Origin of the sequence: Ruminococcus sp. RTP21358st1_G6_RTP21358_211008, from assembly GCF_040908885.1 — a bacterium.
In the GTDB taxonomy this organism is placed as follows: Bacteria; Bacillota; Clostridia; order Lachnospirales; family Lachnospiraceae; genus Blautia_A; species Blautia_A faecis.
The window spans coordinates 16,998-36,770 of the sequence record NZ_JBDGDM010000018.1 but is presented as its reverse complement, the minus strand read 5'-3'; the positions used below and the strand labels follow the sequence as shown (position 1 = coordinate 36,770).

The following is a 19,773-nucleotide window of genomic DNA, read 5'->3' as shown; positions in this document are numbered from 1 at the left end:
TTCACATCTCCTTTCCCCCTGAAACAGAGAACAGTTCCCGGATCTTTGGGAGGAAATCCATCACAACAGGGATGTCATCCGGCATTTCCCCTTCATCAAAATGCAAGACACGTGAGCAGGTACGGCAGACAAATTCAAAATCATGGGTGACAATAAAAATGATTTTTCCCTGTTCGGATAACCGTTTGATCAATCCCGCCACCTGCGCCATGCTGTCAAAGTCCAGTCCGCTGGTGGGCTCGTCGAACACCAGCAAATCTTTTCCACAGATCATGCTGACTGCCACAGCCACCCGCTGCTTCTGTCCACCGGAAAGCGTGTTGGGATGGCGTTCCCGGTAGGTTGTAAGCCCCAGTTCCGCCATGGTTGTTTCTACTAAATCCTGATCCGGGTTTCGAATTCCGAAGGAACATTCTGCCTCCACACTTTCTGCAAACAATTCATAGTTCACATCCTGCATCACCATATAAGAGCGTTTCAGCCTCAACTTGTGTTCTAGCGGCTGACCATTCCAAAGGAACTCACCTTCACAGTCTTTATGAAGCCCGCACAGAGCACGGGAAAACGTGGTTTTTCCGGCTCCATTATGACCGACAACCCCAATGACTTCTCCCTTTGCGACAGAAAGAGCAATTTGGTGTAGAATCGTCCTCTTTTTATAACGCAGCTTAACATCACGGATTGCTAATGTAGGAGGGAGAACCGTAGGATGGGTGGCTGGAGGAAGAACCCTTGTCAGGTCAACTGCCCGCAGCCCCATGTGTTCCCGTTCGTTTTCCGTCAAACGGAGAAATTCCTCTGGCGTAAAAATCCTTGCTATTTCCCCATCTTCCAGATAAACAATGTGGTCTGCCAGCTCCATCAGATAATAGAGCCTGTGTTCCGCAATCAAAATGGTTTTGCCCTGGCTCTTTATCAGCCGCAGATGTTCTTTCAATTCCTGGATGGAAGCCATGTCCAGATTTGAGGATGGTTCGTCCAGCAGATAGATTTCCGGGTTCATGGCATAGACCGACGCAAACGCGATTTTCTGTTTTTCCCCGCCCGACAGTTCAAAAATATTTCGGTTCCGTAGCTTTTCAATATGCAAATCTTTTGTTGTCTGTTCTACCCGTTCCTCCAGTTCCTTTACCGGCCTGGCTTCATTTTCAATTCCAAAGGCAATCTCACTGTCCGTATCCACATTGAAAAACTGTGTCCGGGGATTTTGAAACACAGACCCCACCTTTGCAGCGATCTGATACATGGGCAGGTCACTGATTTCCTGTCCGTCCACTAGCACGCGCCCCTGAAGTTCTCCCTGGTAAAATTGTGGGATCAAACCGTTTACCAGCCTTGTGACCGTTGTTTTTCCGCACCCGCTGCGGCCACAGAACAAGACACATTCCCCGTCTGCAATTTTCAGGCTGATTCCATGCAGACTGTCATGCTCCTGTCCCTCATAAGAAAATGATACATTTTCAAACTCAATCACCTGATCACACCTCCCCGCTTACATAATTCAAAAATAAAGAAAGCAACCGCAATCAACATCGCCGTCCAATCTGCAATCCCGCATTTTATCTGGACAAGACAGGTCCGGGGATTGGGATTCTCGATCCCGCGGGTAACAGAAGCGATAGAAAGCTCGTCCGCTGCCTTGGAGGCCATCATCATCAGCGGAACATAGATACACTCTACTGTCATTCCCGGATGGGAAAGGAATCCGCCTAGGGAGGGCGATACGTCCCGCATCCGCATGGCGTCCTTGATAAAATGCCAGTCCTCCTGGACGGTTGGAATATAGCGCAGCATGACCGCAAATGTGATGACAAATTTTTTCGGGGCATGGATTCGGTTCATGGCGGATAAAAATTCGCTGACCTTTGTTGTAGACAAGACTATCCCTGCCAGCATCCCGCAGGCGTAAACCTTGTGAAATAGCCCAAGGAACGCAACAAACATGGTCTGCAGCGTCCCCATCATAGCCGCCATGATCCAGACTGTCAGTACACAGACTAACGCATAAAAGCATACCCCTTTTACGGCATATTTCCACTTTCCACAAAGCACTCCTAATACAGCAATCAGCAGGACAAGCGCAAACTGATAGGTAAGAGAAGGTGCGAACATGGAACTCAGTACACACATCAAAATAAGAAAGAGCTTGGCCCGCGGGTCAAGCCAAAGCCCTTTCTGGACGGTGTTACCCATCATGCTGTAATACCCGCTTTTTCGAACTGCTTCTTCAACATTTTGCAGCCTACAAATGCACTGATAGAAGCTGTTACAAGGAGAGCGGCAAACATGGCGATAAAGATTCCCGCATTTGCGGTCGTCTGCATGGTGTCGATATAACTTTGCTCGGTTCCATTTCCCAACATGGTCTGCGCCCACCCCTGGGGATCAGCAAAGAAAACAAGGTACGACCCTGTTCCGCCCAAGGAGAAAAGGATATAGGACAGACTGTTGATCTTCTTGCTCTTGTACTGCTTTGTACCGGCAACAAAATCAGCTACGACAGCCATAATGAGATAGCCCAACGCAAACGCCCAGTGCATACCAGTGACAAACCAGATAATGGCCATGATAACGCCCATGATCGTGACGCTCCAGCGTTTATGTACTTTTGCGATCATCAGCAGATAAATTGGTCCGGCAAGCAAAGCACTCCCGGCGGGCATGAAAAAGGTCAGCACCGGGTTGGTAGCAAAAAAGACGCCTCCTACCATGATGAATACGAACAGAAGCGCAGTAAAAATTCCCGTTGTTACTAAGTCCTTGACAGACAATCCTGCCTTTGCATTTACTTGATTACTCATATTTTTTCCTCCTGCTTTCAAGAACGGTTGACCTACCGTCTGAAATCTGTTATATTATGATTAGTTGCTGCTAACCACGGCCTATATCATACTAACTTTACGGGTGGGCTGCAATACATTACAGACACATTCGTCTTTTCGTTGCAAAACTCCGTCCAATCGTTGCAAAGGAGGCCGTCATTTGAACAATAACATTATTGCGGATTACTATGAGCCGCTTTTAACAGATAACCATTTTATCCCGGTAGATAGCAATAACCACTTCAATTCTGCCGGACAATGCTGGCAGTTATTGCCTGAATTTGGAGAAGGCTTTTACTGGGTCTATGCGAAAAAAGATCTGTACGACATTAAAATCCATGATTTTTATTTCCATGAGGATTTCTTCATGGAATTTCATTTGCCGGAAGCTCTGAGTATTACTCAGTATGAATCCATCTCCGGCGAAGAATTAAATCCTTACCGGCGGATGTCTGCCGGATGTATCAAAGCCTTTATTGGCGGCTATAAGCCATACAAGGCAATCATCCATAAAAAAATCCCCATCCGGTCTATTGGTATCGAAGTCATGCCTGCATACTATGAGGATTATTTGCAAAAACAATATCCGGGGGACTATATCAGCCCACTTGCAGCTTTCCGGCAGGTTGATCAGACCACAGACTTCCCGGCTATGGCAAAGCTGCTCCATGAGGTAAAGGTCTACCGTGGGGATGGGATTGCCGCAGGACTATTTTATGAAGCGAAAGTGGCCGAGGCCGTATCCCTTGTGGTGGAAGAACAGAAAAAAATTCTCTCCCGCAAGGAGAAACATCTATCCGACCAGGATATAGCACAATTGGAAAATGTGACTGCTTATCTCAATGACCACTATGCGTTTGATATCCCATTGGAGCGGCTTGCAAAAATCGCCTGTATGGGAACCACCAAGCTGAAAACATCTTTTAAGCAGCTGCAGGGCTGCACAATCACAGAGTATATTCAACAGCGCCGCATGAGCCAGGCAGAGCATTTGCTGATTGATACGGATTTCACGATAGGACAGATTGCGGAAATGATCGGCTACTCTACTTCTAGCCGGTTTGCGGAATTGTTTCGTAAGAGTACGGGACTCCTGCCCATTGAGTATCGGAAAATGGCTCAGCAAAAATAAATTCACAATGCAATGCCACGACAGATCACTCTATAACGGAGGTTCAGTCGTGGCATTTTTCTATTTTCCTTTTCGGATACAGCCATTTTACCATTTTCCAGATTGTAGTATTTAGTAGATAGAAAATAGAAGGTAAGGCTTCGATGGAAAGCACAGCAAGCGAATACACGCTTGCGATTTTTCGTATTTTCAGGTTTCTTGCCCGAAAATGAAGAATGCTTGTTAGGATTATCCCAAACTCTTATGAAGAACGGAGACAGTGCATGGCGAACCGAAAACGGAATATCTAGATGAATTTTTATGTCACGGAGGATGAAAAACGGCTCATAGATGAGCGGATAAGACTGCCACCGACTCGCTCTATCAGGCAGATAAGGACAGATTCTTTCCCACAGCACCGCATACATGCCAGTTTATACATATTCCTACAATGTCTGCTGCTACGAATATCTACCCTATGCCTTTTAACTATTAAAGTTCTAAAGAATCTTCTGCATCTACCCACATCTGCAAATTTCCATCAAGATATAACCTTGCATATTCTAATGGTTCATCAATTGCAAGAGACGTCAAAGCACAATCTGATCCGGGTGTGGTTCTTAAATTCTTTTCTGCTTCCCAACAGTCAATGCGAAGCATATAGCCTGCACTGGTATAAACATCAATACTGTTGCACTGTGGATTGTATTCTGCAAATATTGTTCTCATCGTATCTTATCTCCTTATCGCTCAATCATCAGTTTCAAAAATCAGAAGCATTTCAATCAGTTCACCATGTCACTTTTATTTTGTGTTATACTGTTTTATATAATTTTCTTGCCCTTGTATTTTCCCTTATCAGAGTTCGTAAACTTATATGGGAAGATATAACACAAGGGAAACAATAAGGGAAATCTCACCTGCGACAAATCCAGTGTTTTCAAGGGTTTACAGAGAATTTGATAACAAAATATAACAGTTATACGGTAATCATTTGCAAGAATAAGAAAAGTGCAAATCACGCACTGAATTTATTGCAGTATATCATGGTAAAACTGGATTTAAAGCTACATCCAGTGAAAACAAAGATAGTCAGCATGTGGGACGGAAAAGAGGGATTTGACTTTCTCGGAATGCACCACAGAAGAATGACAACGGAAACACGCAAAGGACAACTGTACAAGGAAACGTATCAGTACCCAAACAGAAAAGCCATGAAGAAAATGAAAGCCGAAGTCAAGAGGAATGTAAATAGACGAAGTCTGCTAGTTGCAAAGGAAGAGGATTTAATAAAGAATCTGAATCCGAAAATCACAGGATGGAAGAATTATTATTCCACCAAGAGAAACGAAAAGTGGATGCAGGCTCTAGACTGGTACATTATTTGCACTTTTACAAGATGGTATAACAAGAAACACCAGAGACGTAATCGTATGTCAAAGGTGGGATTTGTAAGAAATAGCATTTATGAAAAAGGATTAAAGAAAATGGCTAGAGCATGACGTAATGCTGTAGAAAGAAGAATGTCGGAAAGCCGTGTGAGGGAGAACCTCATGCACGGTTTGATGAGGGGCGGATGAAAATTTCATCCGCCTACTCTACCATGTATAGGAAAAAGATAATTTTTCTCATAAAATATAGTAATACTTGTCTGGAGTTCTTTCCAGTGGTATATTTATTGCAGTGAATAAAATAATAAAATATTCACTGGCGTATATGATAGGGGGAATAAAATGCCAGCCAATTTTACAGAAGAACAGCGAAAAGTAATTCGAAACAGTCTGCTTACGATTGGCTATGATCTGATCCGTGAAGTAGGATTGAAGAAGATGAAAGTATCCCTGATTGCAGAAAGAGCAGAGATTGCAACAGGAACCTTTTATCATTTCTTTGAATCAAAGGAAACATATGTGTCAGCCTTGATCGAAGAACAGGAGAAAGTCTGGAAGGAGCAGATGATTTCAGGAGTGAAATCTTATGGAAAACTTACTCTGGAACAGGCAGTCCGGATTTTCCGGGAATCATTCCGGAAAGAAAATAATATTTTAATGGAATTTACGCTGGATGACTGGGTATGGTTAAAATCGCACAGGACAAAAGACGGATTGTTCAGCAAGGAACACGATGAACTGGAAGTGCAGCAGTATCTGGCCTGTATAGATGGTATCCGCCCGGACCTTGATATCCGGATTATCATTAATTTTTTCAAAACCATTTACAGCATGGCACAGAACAGAGATACTTTCATTGATGAGGTGTTTGAGACGAATGTCGATATGATATTCGAATGTATATACAACTATATGGTTATACAGGATGAAAAGTAAAGAGAAGGAAGGGAGAAGTGAATAAGATGGCAGCAAAGATAGTAGTAGAAGCAATTGTTTATAGTCTGGTATATTCGGTTTTCATGCTGGGGTTGTTCAAAGTGCAGGGGGCAAGGAAGTAGCTTTATAATTATCCGCCGGCAATTCAGAAACGTGCAATTGAGAGAGGAATTACGACACAGGAAGAGATGAATGCAAATGCGAAAAGGAACAAAGTTATTGGACTGATTGGAATGATCGTGTTGAGTATTGTGATTACCTGTGGAGTGAATAAGCAGTATACATTTGGGGCAGGATTCATACAGTCTTATATATTTTTTAACGCATTTTCATTGTTTGATGCACTGGTGATCGACAGTATCTGGTTCTGTCATGGAACATGGTGGGTGATTCCGGGAACAGAGGATATGACAGAAGCGTATCATGATTATGCATTCCACTGGAAGTGGTTCTTCCTCAGTCTGGTAATGAGTCTGCCGCTGGCAGTGATTGTCGGGGGAATTGTGGCATTGATCTGATGATTGGCGGATATGATATGGAGTCTAAAGAATAATAAGAGATAAAACATACGATACCTGTTTGGAATTTGTAGGATGAAATTCCAGACAGGTATTTTTATCGCCACGTTCGTTCTGATAGGGTAGAATCTTCATGGCGCAGTAACTGATGTTAATCAGATTTGACCAGCATTTCAATTCCTTTGCAGCTTCTCACCATATAGTTACAAAAAGACCAGAACGTTTTCTGTTCATAGTAGCTTGTTTCAATATTCCAGCGAAACGAATATAGCAACAGTGGAATGTATTTCATACGGTCACTTCCGGTCTGATTCAATGGTGCTTTTTCCTGCCATGCACAGAAAATCTGCAGATCTTCCGGGAAAATGGTACTGAAAAACAGTCGTTTTGTACCATGTTCTTTTTCTGTGGCAGTGACATAGGCAAGGACTTCCTTGTTGCCGAAGATCTTAGTGAGAACCCGGCGGACACCGGTATAATAATCACCGGTCTTTTCATTGGAAAACGTAAACTCTGTTTCAACAGAAAGACGTTTTCCATGTTTGGCAGGACATCCCCGATGACCGGTCCGTGCAGGTGCAAGATCATACATGACAGAATCAATCCTTGCACTGCCAATCAGATCCAGATTCGGATATTCATCAACGATGGATATCAGGTTCTGTTTTGTATACCAGCTGTCACAAAGGATGATGACATGATCTTTGCTGTGAAATTCAGGCATAACCTGCCGGATCATGGAGGCTGCCAGTTCCAGTTTAGACTCTTTTTTCTGCCATATACGATAGCCAAGAGGAACGGAAAGATAATATACTTTATCCCCATTCCAGACAGGTACGCAGAGCATGACACTCACAAAGCAGTGTCCATTCAGATAGTTGGAACCGTTGTGTGCGGCATGGTCAAACAGTTTTGAAACATTTTCAAATTTTGTGCCAAATTTAGATACCATCGTATCATCCACGCACAGAAATACAGGCTGCGTCTGCAATGAATCCGGTATCAGCTTCAAAACAATCCTGACAGTAGTATTCATAAATCTGGAATAATCAACCTTTGCATAGGAACACGCATAATAAAATACATTCAGTGATTTCTCCGTTATTCTGGATAAAAAATGCTGATATAGAAACCGGATGGAATGTGCGGATTCTAAGGCCAGTATGGATAATATCAGCAAAAATAAGGTATCTGCTGTCGGAACAGAAAAAGTTTCAAAATAAATCAAAAAATATTGATGAAGTCTACCAATCAGAGTTTTTTCGTTGTATAATGCTTTTGTTGTACAGGGTCACTTTCCTTTGTAATGTTTTCAGCAAATTCATTATACATCAGAAAGCCCTGTGCGATATTTTTTTATGAAAAAGTTGTAAAGTGGTGTAAATTATAATAATCAGAGTCACTTCCTATAATATAAGAAATGACTCTGACTTCATTTGTCATGAGTTTCTAATAAAACTATTTATTGTGAAAAATGTTAGAACCCGTCAGTTGGAAGTATTTCTCTCTAAATTTTTGCGGCGCTTAAATTCTAATGGCGAAGCGTTGAACTGCTTCTTAAATGCCGAAGAAAACTTGCTTTGATTCAAATAACCAACTTGTTCTGCAATTTCCGATACAGATAGGTTTGTAGTAGTGAGTAATTCAGCAGCTCGTTGCATACGAACTTCACGTAAATAAATTGATATATTTTGACCATAAACTCCCCGAAAGTAGTTCTTCAGGCTGGTTTCACTGACGGAAAACTGTGCAGCCAGTTCCCACGCGGGATGGTGTTGGCGCAGATCAGAAGTGATGATTTTTTCCACACGTTTTGCAATGTCTACCTGTGTTTCTGTGAAGAATGTGCAGGCTTGGGAAGGTGGTATTTCTTTCAGATTTTGAAGCAGTGAAAACAGGGCAAGGGTATAGATTTTCATTTGTGGGATTGCCAGCGGAACAGAAATATCCAGTAATGACCACAGCTTTTTTAAGACTTCTTCTATCTCAGTCGTAACCGACGCAATATAAGTACCCCCATCCGGGCAGTAAAGATCTCTGAGTCTGTGGAAATCAATATCAAATTCAGCCTCTACCCAGGAGCTTTGAGCATTTACGGTATCCATATCCACAAAAAACTCAATTCCTTCATAGATTCGGCGGGGATAAACGTATTGCTGTCTGGCGAATCGTTCGGTTAAGGATATCTCCCCATCTTTCACATACACAAAGTTTCCGTTATTCAGGATGAGTTCGCATCGTCCTGTTACACAGTAATTTAAGAGCAAAGGTCCTGTTTCCATGGAGCCATTATCGTGAAAGTCTGGGGCTGTCCAGGCAGGAGAGTTCACAAAAATATAAGCCAATGTAACTCCTGGGAACAGAGGGAAAAAAGTCATGGAACCTTTCCCGTCTCTCTCCTTTAAAATGAGTTCTGCGCTAAATTCGCCCCGTTTTATAGATATACCTGGAATTTCAATGCTTTTCTTGATAATTTCATCTATCTTCATTTTCTAACTCCTGTCATTTGGTCTGTTAACCGCTCTGTTTGAGCCTTGCACTTCTATTATAAGATCACAGTCAAAGTCAGTCAACAGAAAAACTCGGTGCTGTTTGGAGCTAAAAAGATGATTGGTTGTAGAGAATCAGCCGGTACTATGCTATCCTATAAAAGGTTAGAAGATGCTAACTAAAAAACGAATGTGGAGGTATTCATCATGAATAACAAGTTACAAGCAAAAGACCTCATTAACCTTGGTCTGTTCACGGTTCTTTACTTTGTCATTGGTTGCTGTGTCGCCATTCCGATTGGGTTTGTCCCGATCTTTCTTCCTGTTCTCGGAAGCCTGTGGTCGCTGATTACCGGTATCCCTTTCATGCTGTTCCTAACAAGGGTTAAGAAATTCGGCATGGTTACAATCATGGGTGTTTTGAGCGGCCTGCTGATGGGACTTACCGGCATGGGATTTTGGGGTGTTCCTGTGGGACTGATTTTCGGCCTGCTTGGGGATCTCATTTTGAAATCCGGCGACTATAAAAGTGCAAAGAAAAGCATCCTTGGTTATGCTGTATTTAGCCTGTGGATGGTAGGTACATATATTCCGATGTATTTTATGGTCGAGGACTCCTGGGCCAGCTTTGCCGCCAGCTTCGGGGAGGAATATGCCGACCGGGTAATGGCGGTTATGCCGATGTGGAGCATTATCCTTGTGGTTGCCGGGATTTTTGTCTTTGCCATTTTGGGCGGACTGCTTGGAAAAACGCTTCTGAAAAAACATTTTGCGAAAGCGGGCATCGCATAATGGAGGGGGTATCCTTTTCCGCCACAACGGACAAAAGGAAAGGAATCCGGCTCGACCCGCGTACGAAGTTGATTTTGCTGTTGACGGTTACTACATTGATGTTCAGCACCGGCAACGAAGGGATTATGAATTTTGTAAAACCTGTGTTAAGCCTAATCCCCTTTGTGCTGATCCTGTCGGAACGCCGCTTCAAAACGGCAGGCAAATACCTGCTTTTATATCTCGCCTGCTTTGCACTGGAACGCATAGCGCTGACGACATTAAGCGATCTGCTGTCCTTTGTGGTTTTGGCGATGACATCCATTATGACGCGGTTTGCCCCTGGTATTATGACGGGGGCCTGGCTGCTTTCCTCCACCTCAGTCAGTGAGTTTATCGGTTCGATGGAACGTATGCACCTGACAGAGAAAATCGTCATCCCTTTGTCTGTTATTTTTCGTTTTTTCCCTACGATCAGCGAAGAATACCAGGCGATCAGTGATGCAATGAAAATGAGGGGTATCCGGTTTGGAGGGAAAAATCCATTTTTGATGGTGGAATACCGTCTTGTACCGCTGATGGTGTCTGTTGTGAAAATCGGAGATGAACTTTCCGCCGCTGCACTGACGCGGGGGCTTGGCGCTCCGGTCAAACGGACTAACGTATGTCAGATTGGTTTTCATGTTCAGGACATGATTGCGATCCTGCTCTGTGCTTTATGTTTCGCTCTGTTTTTGCTGGGACAGTATTTTTCTTTTTAAGGGGGTGAGCTTATGATAAAGATTGACCATATTTCATTTTCTTATGGAGAAGAGAATGAAAATACCGGCGGTGTTCGGGATATTGATCTAAATATAGAGGATGGTCAGTTTGTTGTCCTTTGCGGTGAAAGTGGGTGTGGAAAAACTACGGTCACCCGCCTGATTAATGGACTGATCCCCCATTATTATGAGGGAAAGATGACGGGAGAAGTATGGGTAAATGGAGCCAAGGTTTCCGAACAGCCCCTTTACGATACAGCTGCAGTTGTGGGCAGCGTGTTTCAAAACCCCCGGTCCCAGTTTTTCAATGTGGATACCACCAGTGAAATTACATTTGGCTGCGAAAATCTTGGACAGCCAGAAAAAGACATCCGGGAACGGCTGGCAAAAACGGTTCGGGACTTCCGGCTGGAGAAGCTGATGGACCGTAATATCTTCCACTTATCTGGCGGGGAGAAACAAAAGATTGCCTGTGCCGGGGTATCCATTATGGAACCGGATGTTCTCGTTATGGACGAACCCTCATCTAACCTGGATGCGGCTTCCATCCTTGATCTGAGAAAGATTCTTGCGTTTTGGAAATCGCAGGGGAAAACAATCATTGTATCGGAACATCGGCTTTATTATCTTCGCGGTCTAGCGGATCGGTTTATCTATCTGGCAGACGGGCAGGTGAGTCATGATTATTCTGCGGCAGAATTTGAGCAGCTCACGGAGCAGCAGCGTTCCGATATGGGACTGCGCACGTTTGCTTTGGGGCGTCTCCTGCCTCCGGTTTTACCGCAGCAGGCAAAGACCGCCCTTGCGCTTCGTAATTTCCACTTTGCCTATAAAAACGAACCGGAAACCTTACATATCATGGATTGTGAAATCCCTACGAACCGGATCGTTGGAATTATCGGGAATAACGGCGCCGGGAAATCCACTTTTTCACGCTGTTTCTGCGGCTTGGAGAAGCGCTGTGGGGAGATTGTCTGGAACGGAAAGAAATACCGTCCGAAAGACCGGCTGAATACCTGCTATATGGTCATGCAGGAGGTAAATCATCAGCTTTTCACCGAGTCGGTCCTTGATGAAGTGCTGATCAGTATGGAGGAAGCAAACCAGAAGCGAGCAGAAGAAATCCTAAGTCGGTTAGATTTACTGGATTTTAAGGACAGGCATCCCATGTCCCTGTCCGGTGGCCAGAAACAAAGGGTTGCGATTGCTTCGGTAATCGCTTCAAAACGCTCGATCCTGTTTTTTGATGAACCGACCAGCGGCCTTGATTACAGGCATATGAAAGAGGTTGCAAATGTATTGCGGCAGGTCAGGGATGCCGGAATCACTGTGTATGTCATTACCCATGACCTGGAACTGATTTTAGATTGCTGTACGGACATCATTCATCTTGAGGATGGTTCGATTATCGACCAGTACGGAATGGATGAAGATGGCCTCAGAAAAATAAGAGAATACTTCATAAAGGGGGGATCTGAAAAATGAAGGAAGAAAAGAAAGCGTCGCCAATAAGTGTTTTATTGGGCTGGGGCAAACCGTATCACGGGAAATTCATCGGCAGCGTCGTCCTTGCGGTTTTGGGCATTGCCTGTCAGATGGTGCCTTATTTCTGTGTGGCGCATATCGTCACAATGATGTTGGACGGGGAGCAGGATTTTTCCCGTTATGTGACAGCTTGCATGGTCGCACTTTGCGGCTACCTGGGGAAAGTGCTGTTTTCCAGTCTGTCAACGACTATTTCCCATACAGCGGCCTATTACACGCTGCGGGATATCCGGGGGAGGCTGACAGGGAAAATGGCCCGCGTTCCGATGGGGACGATCCTGGATACTCCGTCCGGTCAGTATAAAACAACGATTGTTGACCGGGTGGAAGGGATGGAATCCACGTTTGCACATCTCATCCCGCAGATGACCGCAAACATCCTGGTTCCGGTGGTAATTGTCGTGTATCTTTTCATTATGGACTGGCGCATGGCGCTGTTGTCCCTTGTTACGCTGGTAGTCGGTCTTGCCGTAATGTCTGTCGGTATGATGAGTTACCCAAAGAAATGGGAGGGCGCGGTCAAAGCCGGGAAAGATATGGCGAACGCCATTGTGGAATATATCGGCGGGATTGAAGTTGTCAAGGCGTTCAGCCAGTCGGCCGGTTCATACAAGAAATATTCGGACGCCGTGAATTACAATGCGAATTACTATGTGGAATGGATGCGGGAAAACCAGAAAACCATGAGTGCCTACAATGCGATCCTTCCCTCAGTGCTGATCTGTGTGCTGCCTTGTGGGTTTGCCTTCTGGCTGTCCGGCAGCCTGGAATTATCTGCGTTCCTCTCCATTGTGATTTTCTCCCTGGGGCTTGTGGGGCCGATCATGTCCGTCTTTACTTTTACGGATGACCTGGCTGTACTGGGAACCAATGTGGAGGAAATCAGCCAGCTATTGAACGCGGAAGAACTGGATCATAAAGATACGCCGGTAAATCTGGCAGATACCAGTATCGGACTCGACCATGTTTCCTTTTCCTATGATGGGGAAAACGAAGTGTTGCATGATGTGAGCCTTTCCATCCAGCCGGGAACCATGACCGCCCTTGTAGGACCGTCCGGTTCCGGCAAATCTACCGTGGCGAAGCTGATCGCTGGGTATTGGGATGTTACGTCTGGCAGTATTACCCTGGGCGGCCATGAACTGAAGGAGATACCGCTGTCTGAAATTGCCGCCCAGATTTCCTATGTATCGCAGGATAATTACCTGTTTAACCGCAGCATCCGGGAAAATATCCGCATGGGCAGGCCGGACGCCACAGATGCGGAGGTGGAGCAGGCAGCAAAACAAAGTGGCTGTGACACCTTTATCCGCAAGTTGGATCAAGGGTATGATACCGTTGTCGGCAGCGCCGGTTCCCATCTTTCCGGCGGTGAGCGGCAGAGGATTGCCATTGCCCGCGCCATGCTGAAGGACGCCCCTGTGGTCATTTTGGACGAGGCGACTGCATATATCGATCCAGAGAATGAGGCAGTTGTGCAGAAAGCAATCTCTGCCCTGACAGTGGGTAAAACGCTGATCGTGATTGCCCATCGCCTGTCTACCATTATCGGTTCGGACAATATTGTGGTGGTCAAGGATGGAACTATCCATGCCCAGGGAACGCATGATAAGTTACTGGAAACCTGTCCTCTTTACCGGGATATGTGGCAGGCGCATATCGGCGCAAAGGATCAGATGTAAGGGGGGGTGTCAAATGTATGGAACATTGAAAAAAATTATTGCGTTTGCTGGCAGCAAAGAGGGACTGCTGAAAAAATCCCTGCTGTTTGCGTTCCTCTCCGGCCTGTTTGCGGCTTTACAGTTTGCCGCCCTCTTTATCGTGGTGGAGGCGCTGGTATCCGATAACCGGGACAGCCGGTTTATCTGGATTTCTTTGGGCATCATGGCTGTTTCCCTGGTTGGAAGGATCATCACGACATATTTCTCCACGATGGAGCAGACGGAAACCGGCTACTGTATGGTGGCGGAAAAGCGTATCCACATCGGAGACCGGCTGCGTTACATCCCGATGGGATATTTTAACAAGAACAGTATCGGGAACATTACCGCTATCGTTACCACCACGTTAGGGGATGTGGAAAATTCGGCGGCGCGTGTGCTGGTATCTGTGTTGGGCGGATTTTTCAATTCGGTGGCGCTTGTCATCGTCCTGCTGGTTTTTGACTGGAGGATCGGTCTGATTGCCGCTATCGGCGTCCTGCTTTATCTTGCAGCGGCGGAGCTTGCGCTCCGTAAATCTGCATGCTTAAGCGGAGTACGGCAGCATACACAGGAAAGCCTTGTGGAATCCGTCCTGGAGTATATCCAGGGGATGGGGATCGTGAAAGCCTTCGGTATGGAGAAGGACAGCACACAGTCCATTGACAGCGCAATCAAGGCAAGCTGCCGGGACAATTTGAAACTGACAAAAGCCAGTGTCCCCTATGATGCCCTGAAACAGGTTGTTGTCCGGGTGTTCAGTGTTTTGCTGCCCCTGGCCTCCATTTACTTCTGGCTGAACGGTTCCCTGTCATTGGCCTATGGCGTGATTTTGGTGGTCGCTTCCTTTATGGTATTCAATGATCTGGAAAACGCCGGAAACATGGCCTCCCTGCTGCAAATGCTGGCGGCTTCTATGGATACGGCAAACTCTATTGACGATACGCCGGTCATGGATGAAAAGGGGGCGGATGTGGTTCCGGCATCCTCGGAAATTATATTTGATAATGTGGACTTTTCCTATGCAGACCGAAAAATTCTGGATCATGTCAGCTTTACGATCCCTGCCGGAACGACCACTGCCATTGTCGGCCCGTCCGGTTCTGGCAAGACGACTATGTGCAACCTGATTGCCCGGTTTTGGGATGTAGACGCCGGGAGAATTACGGTTGGCGGCAAAGATGTACGGGATTTCAAACTGGACAGTCTGATGAAGAATATCTCGATGGTGTTCCAGAGCGTGTACCTGTTTGCAGATACGATTGAAAATAATATCAAGTTTGGCTGCCCGGACGCCACCCATGAGCAGGTGGTTGAAGCGGCGAAAAAGGCTTGCTGCCATGACTTTATTTCTGCTCTGCCGGAGGGTTATGATACTGTGATCGGCGAGGGCGGCGGCACTTTGTCTGGTGGTGAAAAGCAGCGCATCTCCATCGCTCGCGCCATGCTGAAAAATACGCCTATCATTATTTTGGACGAGGCAACTAGCAGCGTTGACCCGGAGAATGAGGACGAATTGCAGCGGGCTATCGAGGCACTGACTCATGACAAGACCATTATTATGATTGCCCATCGCCTGAAAACCGTTCGCAGCGCTGATCAAATCCTCGTGTTAAACAATGCTCACATTGTCCAGAGCGGCACTCATGCGGAGCTGATCCAGCAGAAGGGCTTGTATGCCGACTTTGTGACGGCCAGACAGGAGGCCATCGGCTGGAAACTGGTGCAGTAAAGGAGGTAGCGATGAAACTTCATGCGTCCGGGGAGGACTATCTGGAAACCATCCTTGTTCTCCATAAGAAACTTGGCATGGTGCGCTCCGTAGATGTTGCCCGGCACATGAGAGTGTCAAAACCGAGTGTTTGTGTGGCGGTCAACACTCTGAAGGATGGCGGCTTTCTCACAATGGATGAAGATCACTTTCTCCATTTGACCGATGTAGGCCGGGAGGTGGCCGAAAAGATTTATGAACGTCATTGCTTCTTTACGGAACAGCTTATCGCAGCAAGTGTTGATCCTGAAACTGTAGAAGTCGATGCCTGCCGGATAGAACATGTGATCAGTAATGAAAGTTTTGAAAGGTTGAAAGAGGCGGTTTTTAGAAAGCAGGAAAACGAGATTTCTGCCCGGTCAAAAGAGATAAAGGATAAGCCCACCGAATAAAAAAACGGTGTTTCGGTGGGCGGCTTCATCATGCCTTATTACACATCTTCCCTCTGAACCCGTTTTGAGTTTGGAGGGATTTTTTATGTGCTGGTCTGCTTCAGCCGCCCCGCTGCTTATCCACAGCAGCAACTACCTACATAATTTCATACAGGAATGAGGATAGCCTGTCAAAAAAATCTTCTGCTGTTGGTGGCACTCTCACGCCCCTAATGTAGAAGTTTTATATCTACAACGTAGTTCTTATTTTTCTCACTGCCGCAAAGGTTTAACAGCCTTTGCGGTTTTTTGTTTGTCGATATTTGTTGGGAAAAAGGACAAGGCTTCTTCCGGTATTGGCTGCCGTTCTCCACCCTTTCCAATCTGAATGTTCAAACAAATCAGATTGGAGGTAAGGAAAATGGCATATAACCATGGAAAAGCAGAGCGCAAATGGAAGCTCTGGAAAGAGAAAGAAGAAAAGATTTTAAGAGACAGCGGTGTTTCTGAAGATATAATTGAAGTAATCCGTCTTTATGACCGTCAGGCATTTAATTCAGACAGACGATATTATGAACGTGTGCAGGAAACAGGTACATACCTTGATACTGTTGCAGCATCCACAGATCAGGCAGAACCGAAAACAGTACAGGATTTTTTGGATCATATTGAAAATCAGGAATTGTATCATGTACTGATCACAGTGGACAGGCTTACCCTGCAGATCGTTCTGATGAAGATCCAGGGGTATAGCACTCATGAAATTGCCAGGTATCTGAAGATTACCGAAAAGGCGGTTTACAGACGCATGGACAGGCTGAAAGAAAAAGTGAAGAAGATCTTTGAATAATTCATTATAATCACAAAGCAGGGTGTGATAACAAACTCCACCCTGCTTATCATTTTAGTTAGAAAAAATAAAACTTTTGTCAAAACCAGTATTTAAAAATTTTATCAGTAATAAAGTGCAGAATGATGTTTGGATTGCTGTTTTTATGCAACTATTTCTTGTTGCTCTTGACAAAATCTTTTTTAAAGATTAAAATTATAACAGTGTTATATAGCACTGTTATATAGGAGGTGTGCAAAATAAACGGAAATGGAACGACTTTAGAAAATATCCATCGGGCAGCGAAAGCAGAATTTTTAGAAAAAGGATATAAAGACGCTTCCCTGCGGAATATTGTGAAATCCGTGGGAATGACTACCGGAGCCTTTTACGGATATTACAAAAGTAAAGAAGAACTTTTTGAAGCCATCGTTGGTGAGCATTATGAATATATTCGCAACCGTTTTATAAAGGCACAGCAGGAGTTTGCTGAACTTCCAGCTGCCAGACAGCCGGAAGTCATGAGTGATATTTCGGGAATCTGCATGTACGATATTCTTCATTATGCGTATGAGCATTTAGAGGAATGTAAACTGATCCTTGTCTGTTCGGAAGGAACAAAATTTGCCGGGCTAATTGATGAAATGGTGGAGATTGAAGTGGAAGGGACTCATGCCTATCAGGAGGTTTTAAGGAAGCTTGGAAGGCCCTCTCCCCATATCGATCCTTCGCTGGAGCATATTCTGATCACCGGCATGTTTCATACTTTTTTTGAATTGATCATTCATGAAATGCCGCTAAAAGATGCCGAAAACTACGTTAGAGAAATGCGCGCCTTTTATACAGCAGGATGGATGAAAATTATGGGGCAGTAATGCCTTATAATTTTTGTTTGACAGTTAGCTACTGCTAACCTAAATTCGGATATTGTAAGAACATAGACGTGTTCTCTTTATCATAAACACAAAGAAAAGGAGGAATTTTTTTGAAAAAACAATCCAATTTATCACGCCTGCTGGAAATTGCAGGCAGCCATAAGTACCTGACCTATGCTTCCTGGGTGCTTTCTGCAATCAGTGCCCTGATTGCTCTGGTACCCTTCTATTACATCTGGAAAATGATCAAGGAAGTATTGGAGGTGGCACCGAATTTTGGCCAGGCACAGAACCTGACCGGTAATGGCTGGATGGCAGTATTGTTTGCGGTTATAGCGGTGCTTGTCTACATAGCAGGGCTGATGTGTTCCCATTTGGGAGCATTTCGTATCGCCACAAACCTGCGTATCCAGACCATGGAGCATATTGTTAAGCTTCCTCTTGGGTTTGCCGAGAGTTTTGGCAGCGGAAAACTGCGCAAGATTGTCAACGAATCCAGCGCAGCCACCGAAACCTATCTCGCCCATCAGCTTCCCGACAGAGCCAATGCCATTGCAACCCCCTGCGGTCTTTTGGTGCTGTTGTTCGTGTTTGACTGGAGACTGGGACTATTGAGCCTTGTTCCGGTTGTGCTGGGGTTTCTGATCATGATGGCAATGACCGGAAAGCAGATGCAGGAAAAGATGAAAGAATACCAGAATGCGCTGGATGATATGTCCAATGAAGCGGTAGAGTATGTCCGCGGGATTCCGGTGGTAAAAACTTTTGGCCAGACGATCTTTTCCTTTAAGAAGTTTAAAGACTCCATTGACCGGTATAAAGTATGGGTGATTGCTTATACTAAGCAGCTTCGGACACCGATGATGTTCTATACAGCTGCAATTAACGGAGTTTTTGCCACACTGATCGCCGGAGGACTGTTGCTTACGCAAGAGGGTGTGACTTCCAGTTTTTTACTGGATCTCATTTTCTATATTATCATTACACCGGTTATTTCTGTTACACTGACACGCATCATGTTCCAAAGTGAAAATGCCATGATCGTAGATGACGCTTTACAGAGAATTGACAGCGTTTTGCATTTGAAGCCTCTGGAGGAAACCAGACATCCTATGCATCCGCAAAATGCTTCCGTGGAACTGAAATCGATTCATTTCAGCTATGATGGAGAAAAAGAAGTATTAAAAGATATTTCACTCACCATTCCTGCAGGACAGACGGTAGCTTTTGTAGGCCCATCCGGCGGTGGAAAAACAACCCTTGCCAACCTGATTTCCCGATTCTTTGATCCACAGAGCGGAATGGTAAAAATCGGTGGTGTTAATGTGAAAGACATCCCGAAAGAGGAACTCATGAACACAGTGTCTTTCGTATTTCAGAACAGCCGTCTGATCAAGGCATCCATTCTGGAAAATGTGCGTATGGGGAAACCGGAAGCTACCCGTGAGGAAGTTCTGGCTGCCCTTCATCACGCCCAATGCGATGATATTCTGGAAAAACTCCCACAGGGTGTGGATACGGTCATCGGTACAAAAGGTGTCTATCTTTCCGGCGGCGAGCAGCAGCGAATTGCCATTGCCCGTGTAATGCTGAAAAATGCACCAATCATCATTCTGGATGAAGCCACTGCCTTTGCTGACCCGGATAACGAAAGCCGCGTACAGGCTGCTTTTTCAAGACTTTCCGAGGGAAAGACGGTGATTATGATTGCCCACAGGCTTTCTACCGTAACAAATGTGGATCAGATCTTTGTCATTTGCGACGGACAGGTTGCCGAGTGCGGGAACAGCCGTGAATTGCTTGCAAAAGACGGCATTTTCAGCCGTATGTGGAAAAATTACCAGACTTCCGTACAATGGAAGGTAACAAAGGAGGTGCAGTGA

19 protein-coding genes are annotated in these 19,773 nt (G+C 45.1%); 13 read left to right on the top strand and 6 right to left on the bottom strand.

Annotated elements, in window-relative coordinates; genetic code table 11:
• Position 1: 1 nt before the first annotated feature.
• Genes AB5Z12_RS09035 through AB5Z12_RS09025 form a run of 3 tightly spaced genes read right to left on the bottom strand, consistent with a single transcriptional unit; the run spans position 2 to position 2,801 of the window.
• Complete coding sequence (locus AB5Z12_RS09035; protein ID WP_148462661.1) at positions 2-1,474, bottom strand: ABC transporter ATP-binding protein; 1,473 nt, start codon at positions 1,472-1,474, stop codon at positions 2-4.
• Complete coding sequence (locus AB5Z12_RS09030; RefSeq protein ID WP_148462660.1) at positions 1,471-2,196, bottom strand: energy-coupling factor transporter transmembrane component T; 726 nt, start codon at positions 2,194-2,196, stop codon at positions 1,471-1,473. The genes AB5Z12_RS09035 and AB5Z12_RS09030 overlap by 4 nt, the downstream gene beginning before the upstream one ends.
• Entirely contained in the window at positions 2,193-2,801 is a 609-nt protein-coding gene (locus AB5Z12_RS09025; RefSeq protein ID WP_008688119.1) for an MptD family putative ECF transporter S component, read from the bottom strand. Before AB5Z12_RS09025 ends, AB5Z12_RS09030 begins: the two co-directional genes overlap by 4 nt.
• 181 nt (positions 2,802-2,982) lie before the next feature.
• On the opposite strand from AB5Z12_RS09025, the gene AB5Z12_RS09020 reads away from it, so the two are divergent.
• Positions 2,983-3,954, top strand: coding sequence for an AraC family transcriptional regulator (locus AB5Z12_RS09020; protein WP_148462659.1), 972 nt, complete (start codon positions 2,983-2,985; stop codon positions 3,952-3,954).
• A 471-nt stretch (positions 3,955-4,425) separates the two neighbouring features.
• Here the strand turns inward: AB5Z12_RS09020 and AB5Z12_RS09015 are convergent, their stop codons facing one another.
• Positions 4,426-4,662 (bottom strand): DUF6061 family protein, encoded by a 237-nt coding sequence (locus tag AB5Z12_RS09015; protein WP_173736141.1) that lies wholly within the window; start codon positions 4,660-4,662, stop codon positions 4,426-4,428.
• 230 nt (positions 4,663-4,892) lie between these two features.
• On the opposite strand from AB5Z12_RS09015, the gene AB5Z12_RS09010 reads away from it, so the two are divergent.
• The 3 genes from AB5Z12_RS09010 to AB5Z12_RS09000 all read left to right on the top strand — a co-directional run bounded on the left by AB5Z12_RS09010 (position 4,893) and on the right by AB5Z12_RS09000 (position 6,778).
• The gene (locus AB5Z12_RS09010; RefSeq protein WP_243284063.1) at positions 4,893-5,435 is read left to right on the top strand and encodes a group II intron maturase-specific domain-containing protein; all 543 of its coding nucleotides are present in this window, start codon (positions 4,893-4,895) and stop codon (positions 5,433-5,435) included.
• Positions 5,436-5,666: 231 nt separating this feature from the next.
• The gene (locus AB5Z12_RS09005; protein WP_148462656.1) at positions 5,667-6,260 is read left to right on the top strand and encodes a TetR/AcrR family transcriptional regulator; all 594 of its coding nucleotides are present in this window, start codon (positions 5,667-5,669) and stop codon (positions 6,258-6,260) included.
• Between the two features lie 188 nt (positions 6,261-6,448).
• Positions 6,449-6,778 carry a hypothetical protein gene (locus tag AB5Z12_RS09000; protein ID WP_148462655.1) on the top strand — a complete coding sequence of 110 codons (330 nt, stop codon included), beginning with the start codon at positions 6,449-6,451 and terminating at the stop codon, positions 6,776-6,778.
• A gap of 151 nt (positions 6,779-6,929) precedes the next feature.
• Here the strand turns inward: AB5Z12_RS09000 and AB5Z12_RS08995 are convergent, their stop codons facing one another.
• A complete protein-coding gene (locus AB5Z12_RS08995; RefSeq protein WP_368368614.1) occupies positions 6,930-8,006 on the bottom strand; it encodes a transposase in 1,077 nt (358 codons plus the stop codon).
• A 259-nt stretch (positions 8,007-8,265) separates the two neighbouring features.
• A complete protein-coding gene (locus tag AB5Z12_RS08990; RefSeq protein ID WP_148462654.1) occupies positions 8,266-9,267 on the bottom strand; it encodes an AraC family transcriptional regulator in 1,002 nt (333 codons plus the stop codon).
• A gap of 207 nt (positions 9,268-9,474) precedes the next feature.
• On the opposite strand from AB5Z12_RS08990, the gene AB5Z12_RS08985 reads away from it, so the two are divergent.
• From AB5Z12_RS08985 to AB5Z12_RS08945, 9 genes are all read left to right on the top strand, one after another.
• A complete protein-coding gene (locus AB5Z12_RS08985; RefSeq protein ID WP_148462653.1) occupies positions 9,475-10,059 on the top strand; it encodes an MptD family putative ECF transporter S component in 585 nt (194 codons plus the stop codon).
• The gene (locus tag AB5Z12_RS08980) at positions 10,059-10,799 is read left to right on the top strand and encodes an energy-coupling factor transporter transmembrane component T (protein WP_148462652.1); all 741 of its coding nucleotides are present in this window, start codon (positions 10,059-10,061) and stop codon (positions 10,797-10,799) included. The genes AB5Z12_RS08985 and AB5Z12_RS08980 overlap by 1 nt, the downstream gene beginning before the upstream one ends.
• A gap of 12 nt (positions 10,800-10,811) precedes the next feature.
• Positions 10,812-12,284 (top strand): ABC transporter ATP-binding protein, encoded by a 1,473-nt coding sequence (locus tag AB5Z12_RS08975; RefSeq protein WP_148462651.1) that lies wholly within the window; start codon positions 10,812-10,814, stop codon positions 12,282-12,284.
• Entirely contained in the window at positions 12,281-14,026 is a 1,746-nt protein-coding gene (locus AB5Z12_RS08970; RefSeq protein WP_148462650.1) for an ABC transporter ATP-binding protein, read from the top strand. Before AB5Z12_RS08975 ends, AB5Z12_RS08970 begins: the two co-directional genes overlap by 4 nt.
• Before the next feature lie 13 nt (positions 14,027-14,039).
• Positions 14,040-15,776 (top strand): ABC transporter ATP-binding protein, encoded by a 1,737-nt coding sequence (locus AB5Z12_RS08965; protein WP_148462649.1) that lies wholly within the window; start codon positions 14,040-14,042, stop codon positions 15,774-15,776.
• An 11-nt stretch (positions 15,777-15,787) separates the two neighbouring features.
• On the top strand, positions 15,788-16,207 hold the full coding sequence (locus AB5Z12_RS08960; protein ID WP_148462648.1) for a metal-dependent transcriptional regulator: 420 nt from the start codon (positions 15,788-15,790) through the stop codon (positions 16,205-16,207).
• Positions 16,208-16,607: 400 nt separating this feature from the next.
• Positions 16,608-17,036 carry an ECF-type sigma factor gene (locus tag AB5Z12_RS08955; RefSeq protein WP_148462647.1) on the top strand — a complete coding sequence of 143 codons (429 nt, stop codon included), beginning with the start codon at positions 16,608-16,610 and terminating at the stop codon, positions 17,034-17,036.
• Between the two features lie 239 nt (positions 17,037-17,275).
• The gene (locus AB5Z12_RS08950; protein WP_368357142.1) at positions 17,276-17,890 is read left to right on the top strand and encodes a TetR/AcrR family transcriptional regulator; all 615 of its coding nucleotides are present in this window, start codon (positions 17,276-17,278) and stop codon (positions 17,888-17,890) included.
• Positions 17,891-18,000: 110 nt separating this feature from the next.
• Entirely contained in the window at positions 18,001-19,773 is a 1,773-nt protein-coding gene (locus tag AB5Z12_RS08945) for an ABC transporter ATP-binding protein (protein WP_148462645.1), read from the top strand.

Coding starts and splice junctions, on each gene's coding strand:
- AB5Z12_RS08990 (WP_148462654.1), bottom strand. CDS start 9,267: ATGAAGATAGATGAAATTATCAAGAAAAGCATTGAAATTCCAGGTATA.
- AB5Z12_RS08955 (WP_148462647.1), top strand. CDS start 16,608: ATGGCATATAACCATGGAAAAGCAGAGCGCAAATGGAAGCTCTGGAAA.
- AB5Z12_RS08985 (WP_148462653.1), top strand. CDS start 9,475: ATGAATAACAAGTTACAAGCAAAAGACCTCATTAACCTTGGTCTGTTC.
- AB5Z12_RS09025 (WP_008688119.1), bottom strand. CDS start 2,801: ATGAGTAATCAAGTAAATGCAAAGGCAGGATTGTCTGTCAAGGACTTA.
- AB5Z12_RS08970 (WP_148462650.1), top strand. CDS start 12,281: ATGAAGGAAGAAAAGAAAGCGTCGCCAATAAGTGTTTTATTGGGCTGG.
- AB5Z12_RS08980 (WP_148462652.1), top strand. CDS start 10,059: ATGGAGGGGGTATCCTTTTCCGCCACAACGGACAAAAGGAAAGGAATC.
- AB5Z12_RS09030 (WP_148462660.1), bottom strand. CDS start 2,196: ATGATGGGTAACACCGTCCAGAAAGGGCTTTGGCTTGACCCGCGGGCC.
- AB5Z12_RS09000 (WP_148462655.1), top strand. CDS start 6,449: ATGAATGCAAATGCGAAAAGGAACAAAGTTATTGGACTGATTGGAATG.
- AB5Z12_RS08965 (WP_148462649.1), top strand. CDS start 14,040: ATGTATGGAACATTGAAAAAAATTATTGCGTTTGCTGGCAGCAAAGAG.
- AB5Z12_RS08975 (WP_148462651.1), top strand. CDS start 10,812: ATGATAAAGATTGACCATATTTCATTTTCTTATGGAGAAGAGAATGAA.
- AB5Z12_RS09015 (WP_173736141.1), bottom strand. CDS start 4,662: ATGAGAACAATATTTGCAGAATACAATCCACAGTGCAACAGTATTGAT.
- AB5Z12_RS09005 (WP_148462656.1), top strand. CDS start 5,667: ATGCCAGCCAATTTTACAGAAGAACAGCGAAAAGTAATTCGAAACAGT.
- AB5Z12_RS08960 (WP_148462648.1), top strand. CDS start 15,788: ATGAAACTTCATGCGTCCGGGGAGGACTATCTGGAAACCATCCTTGTT.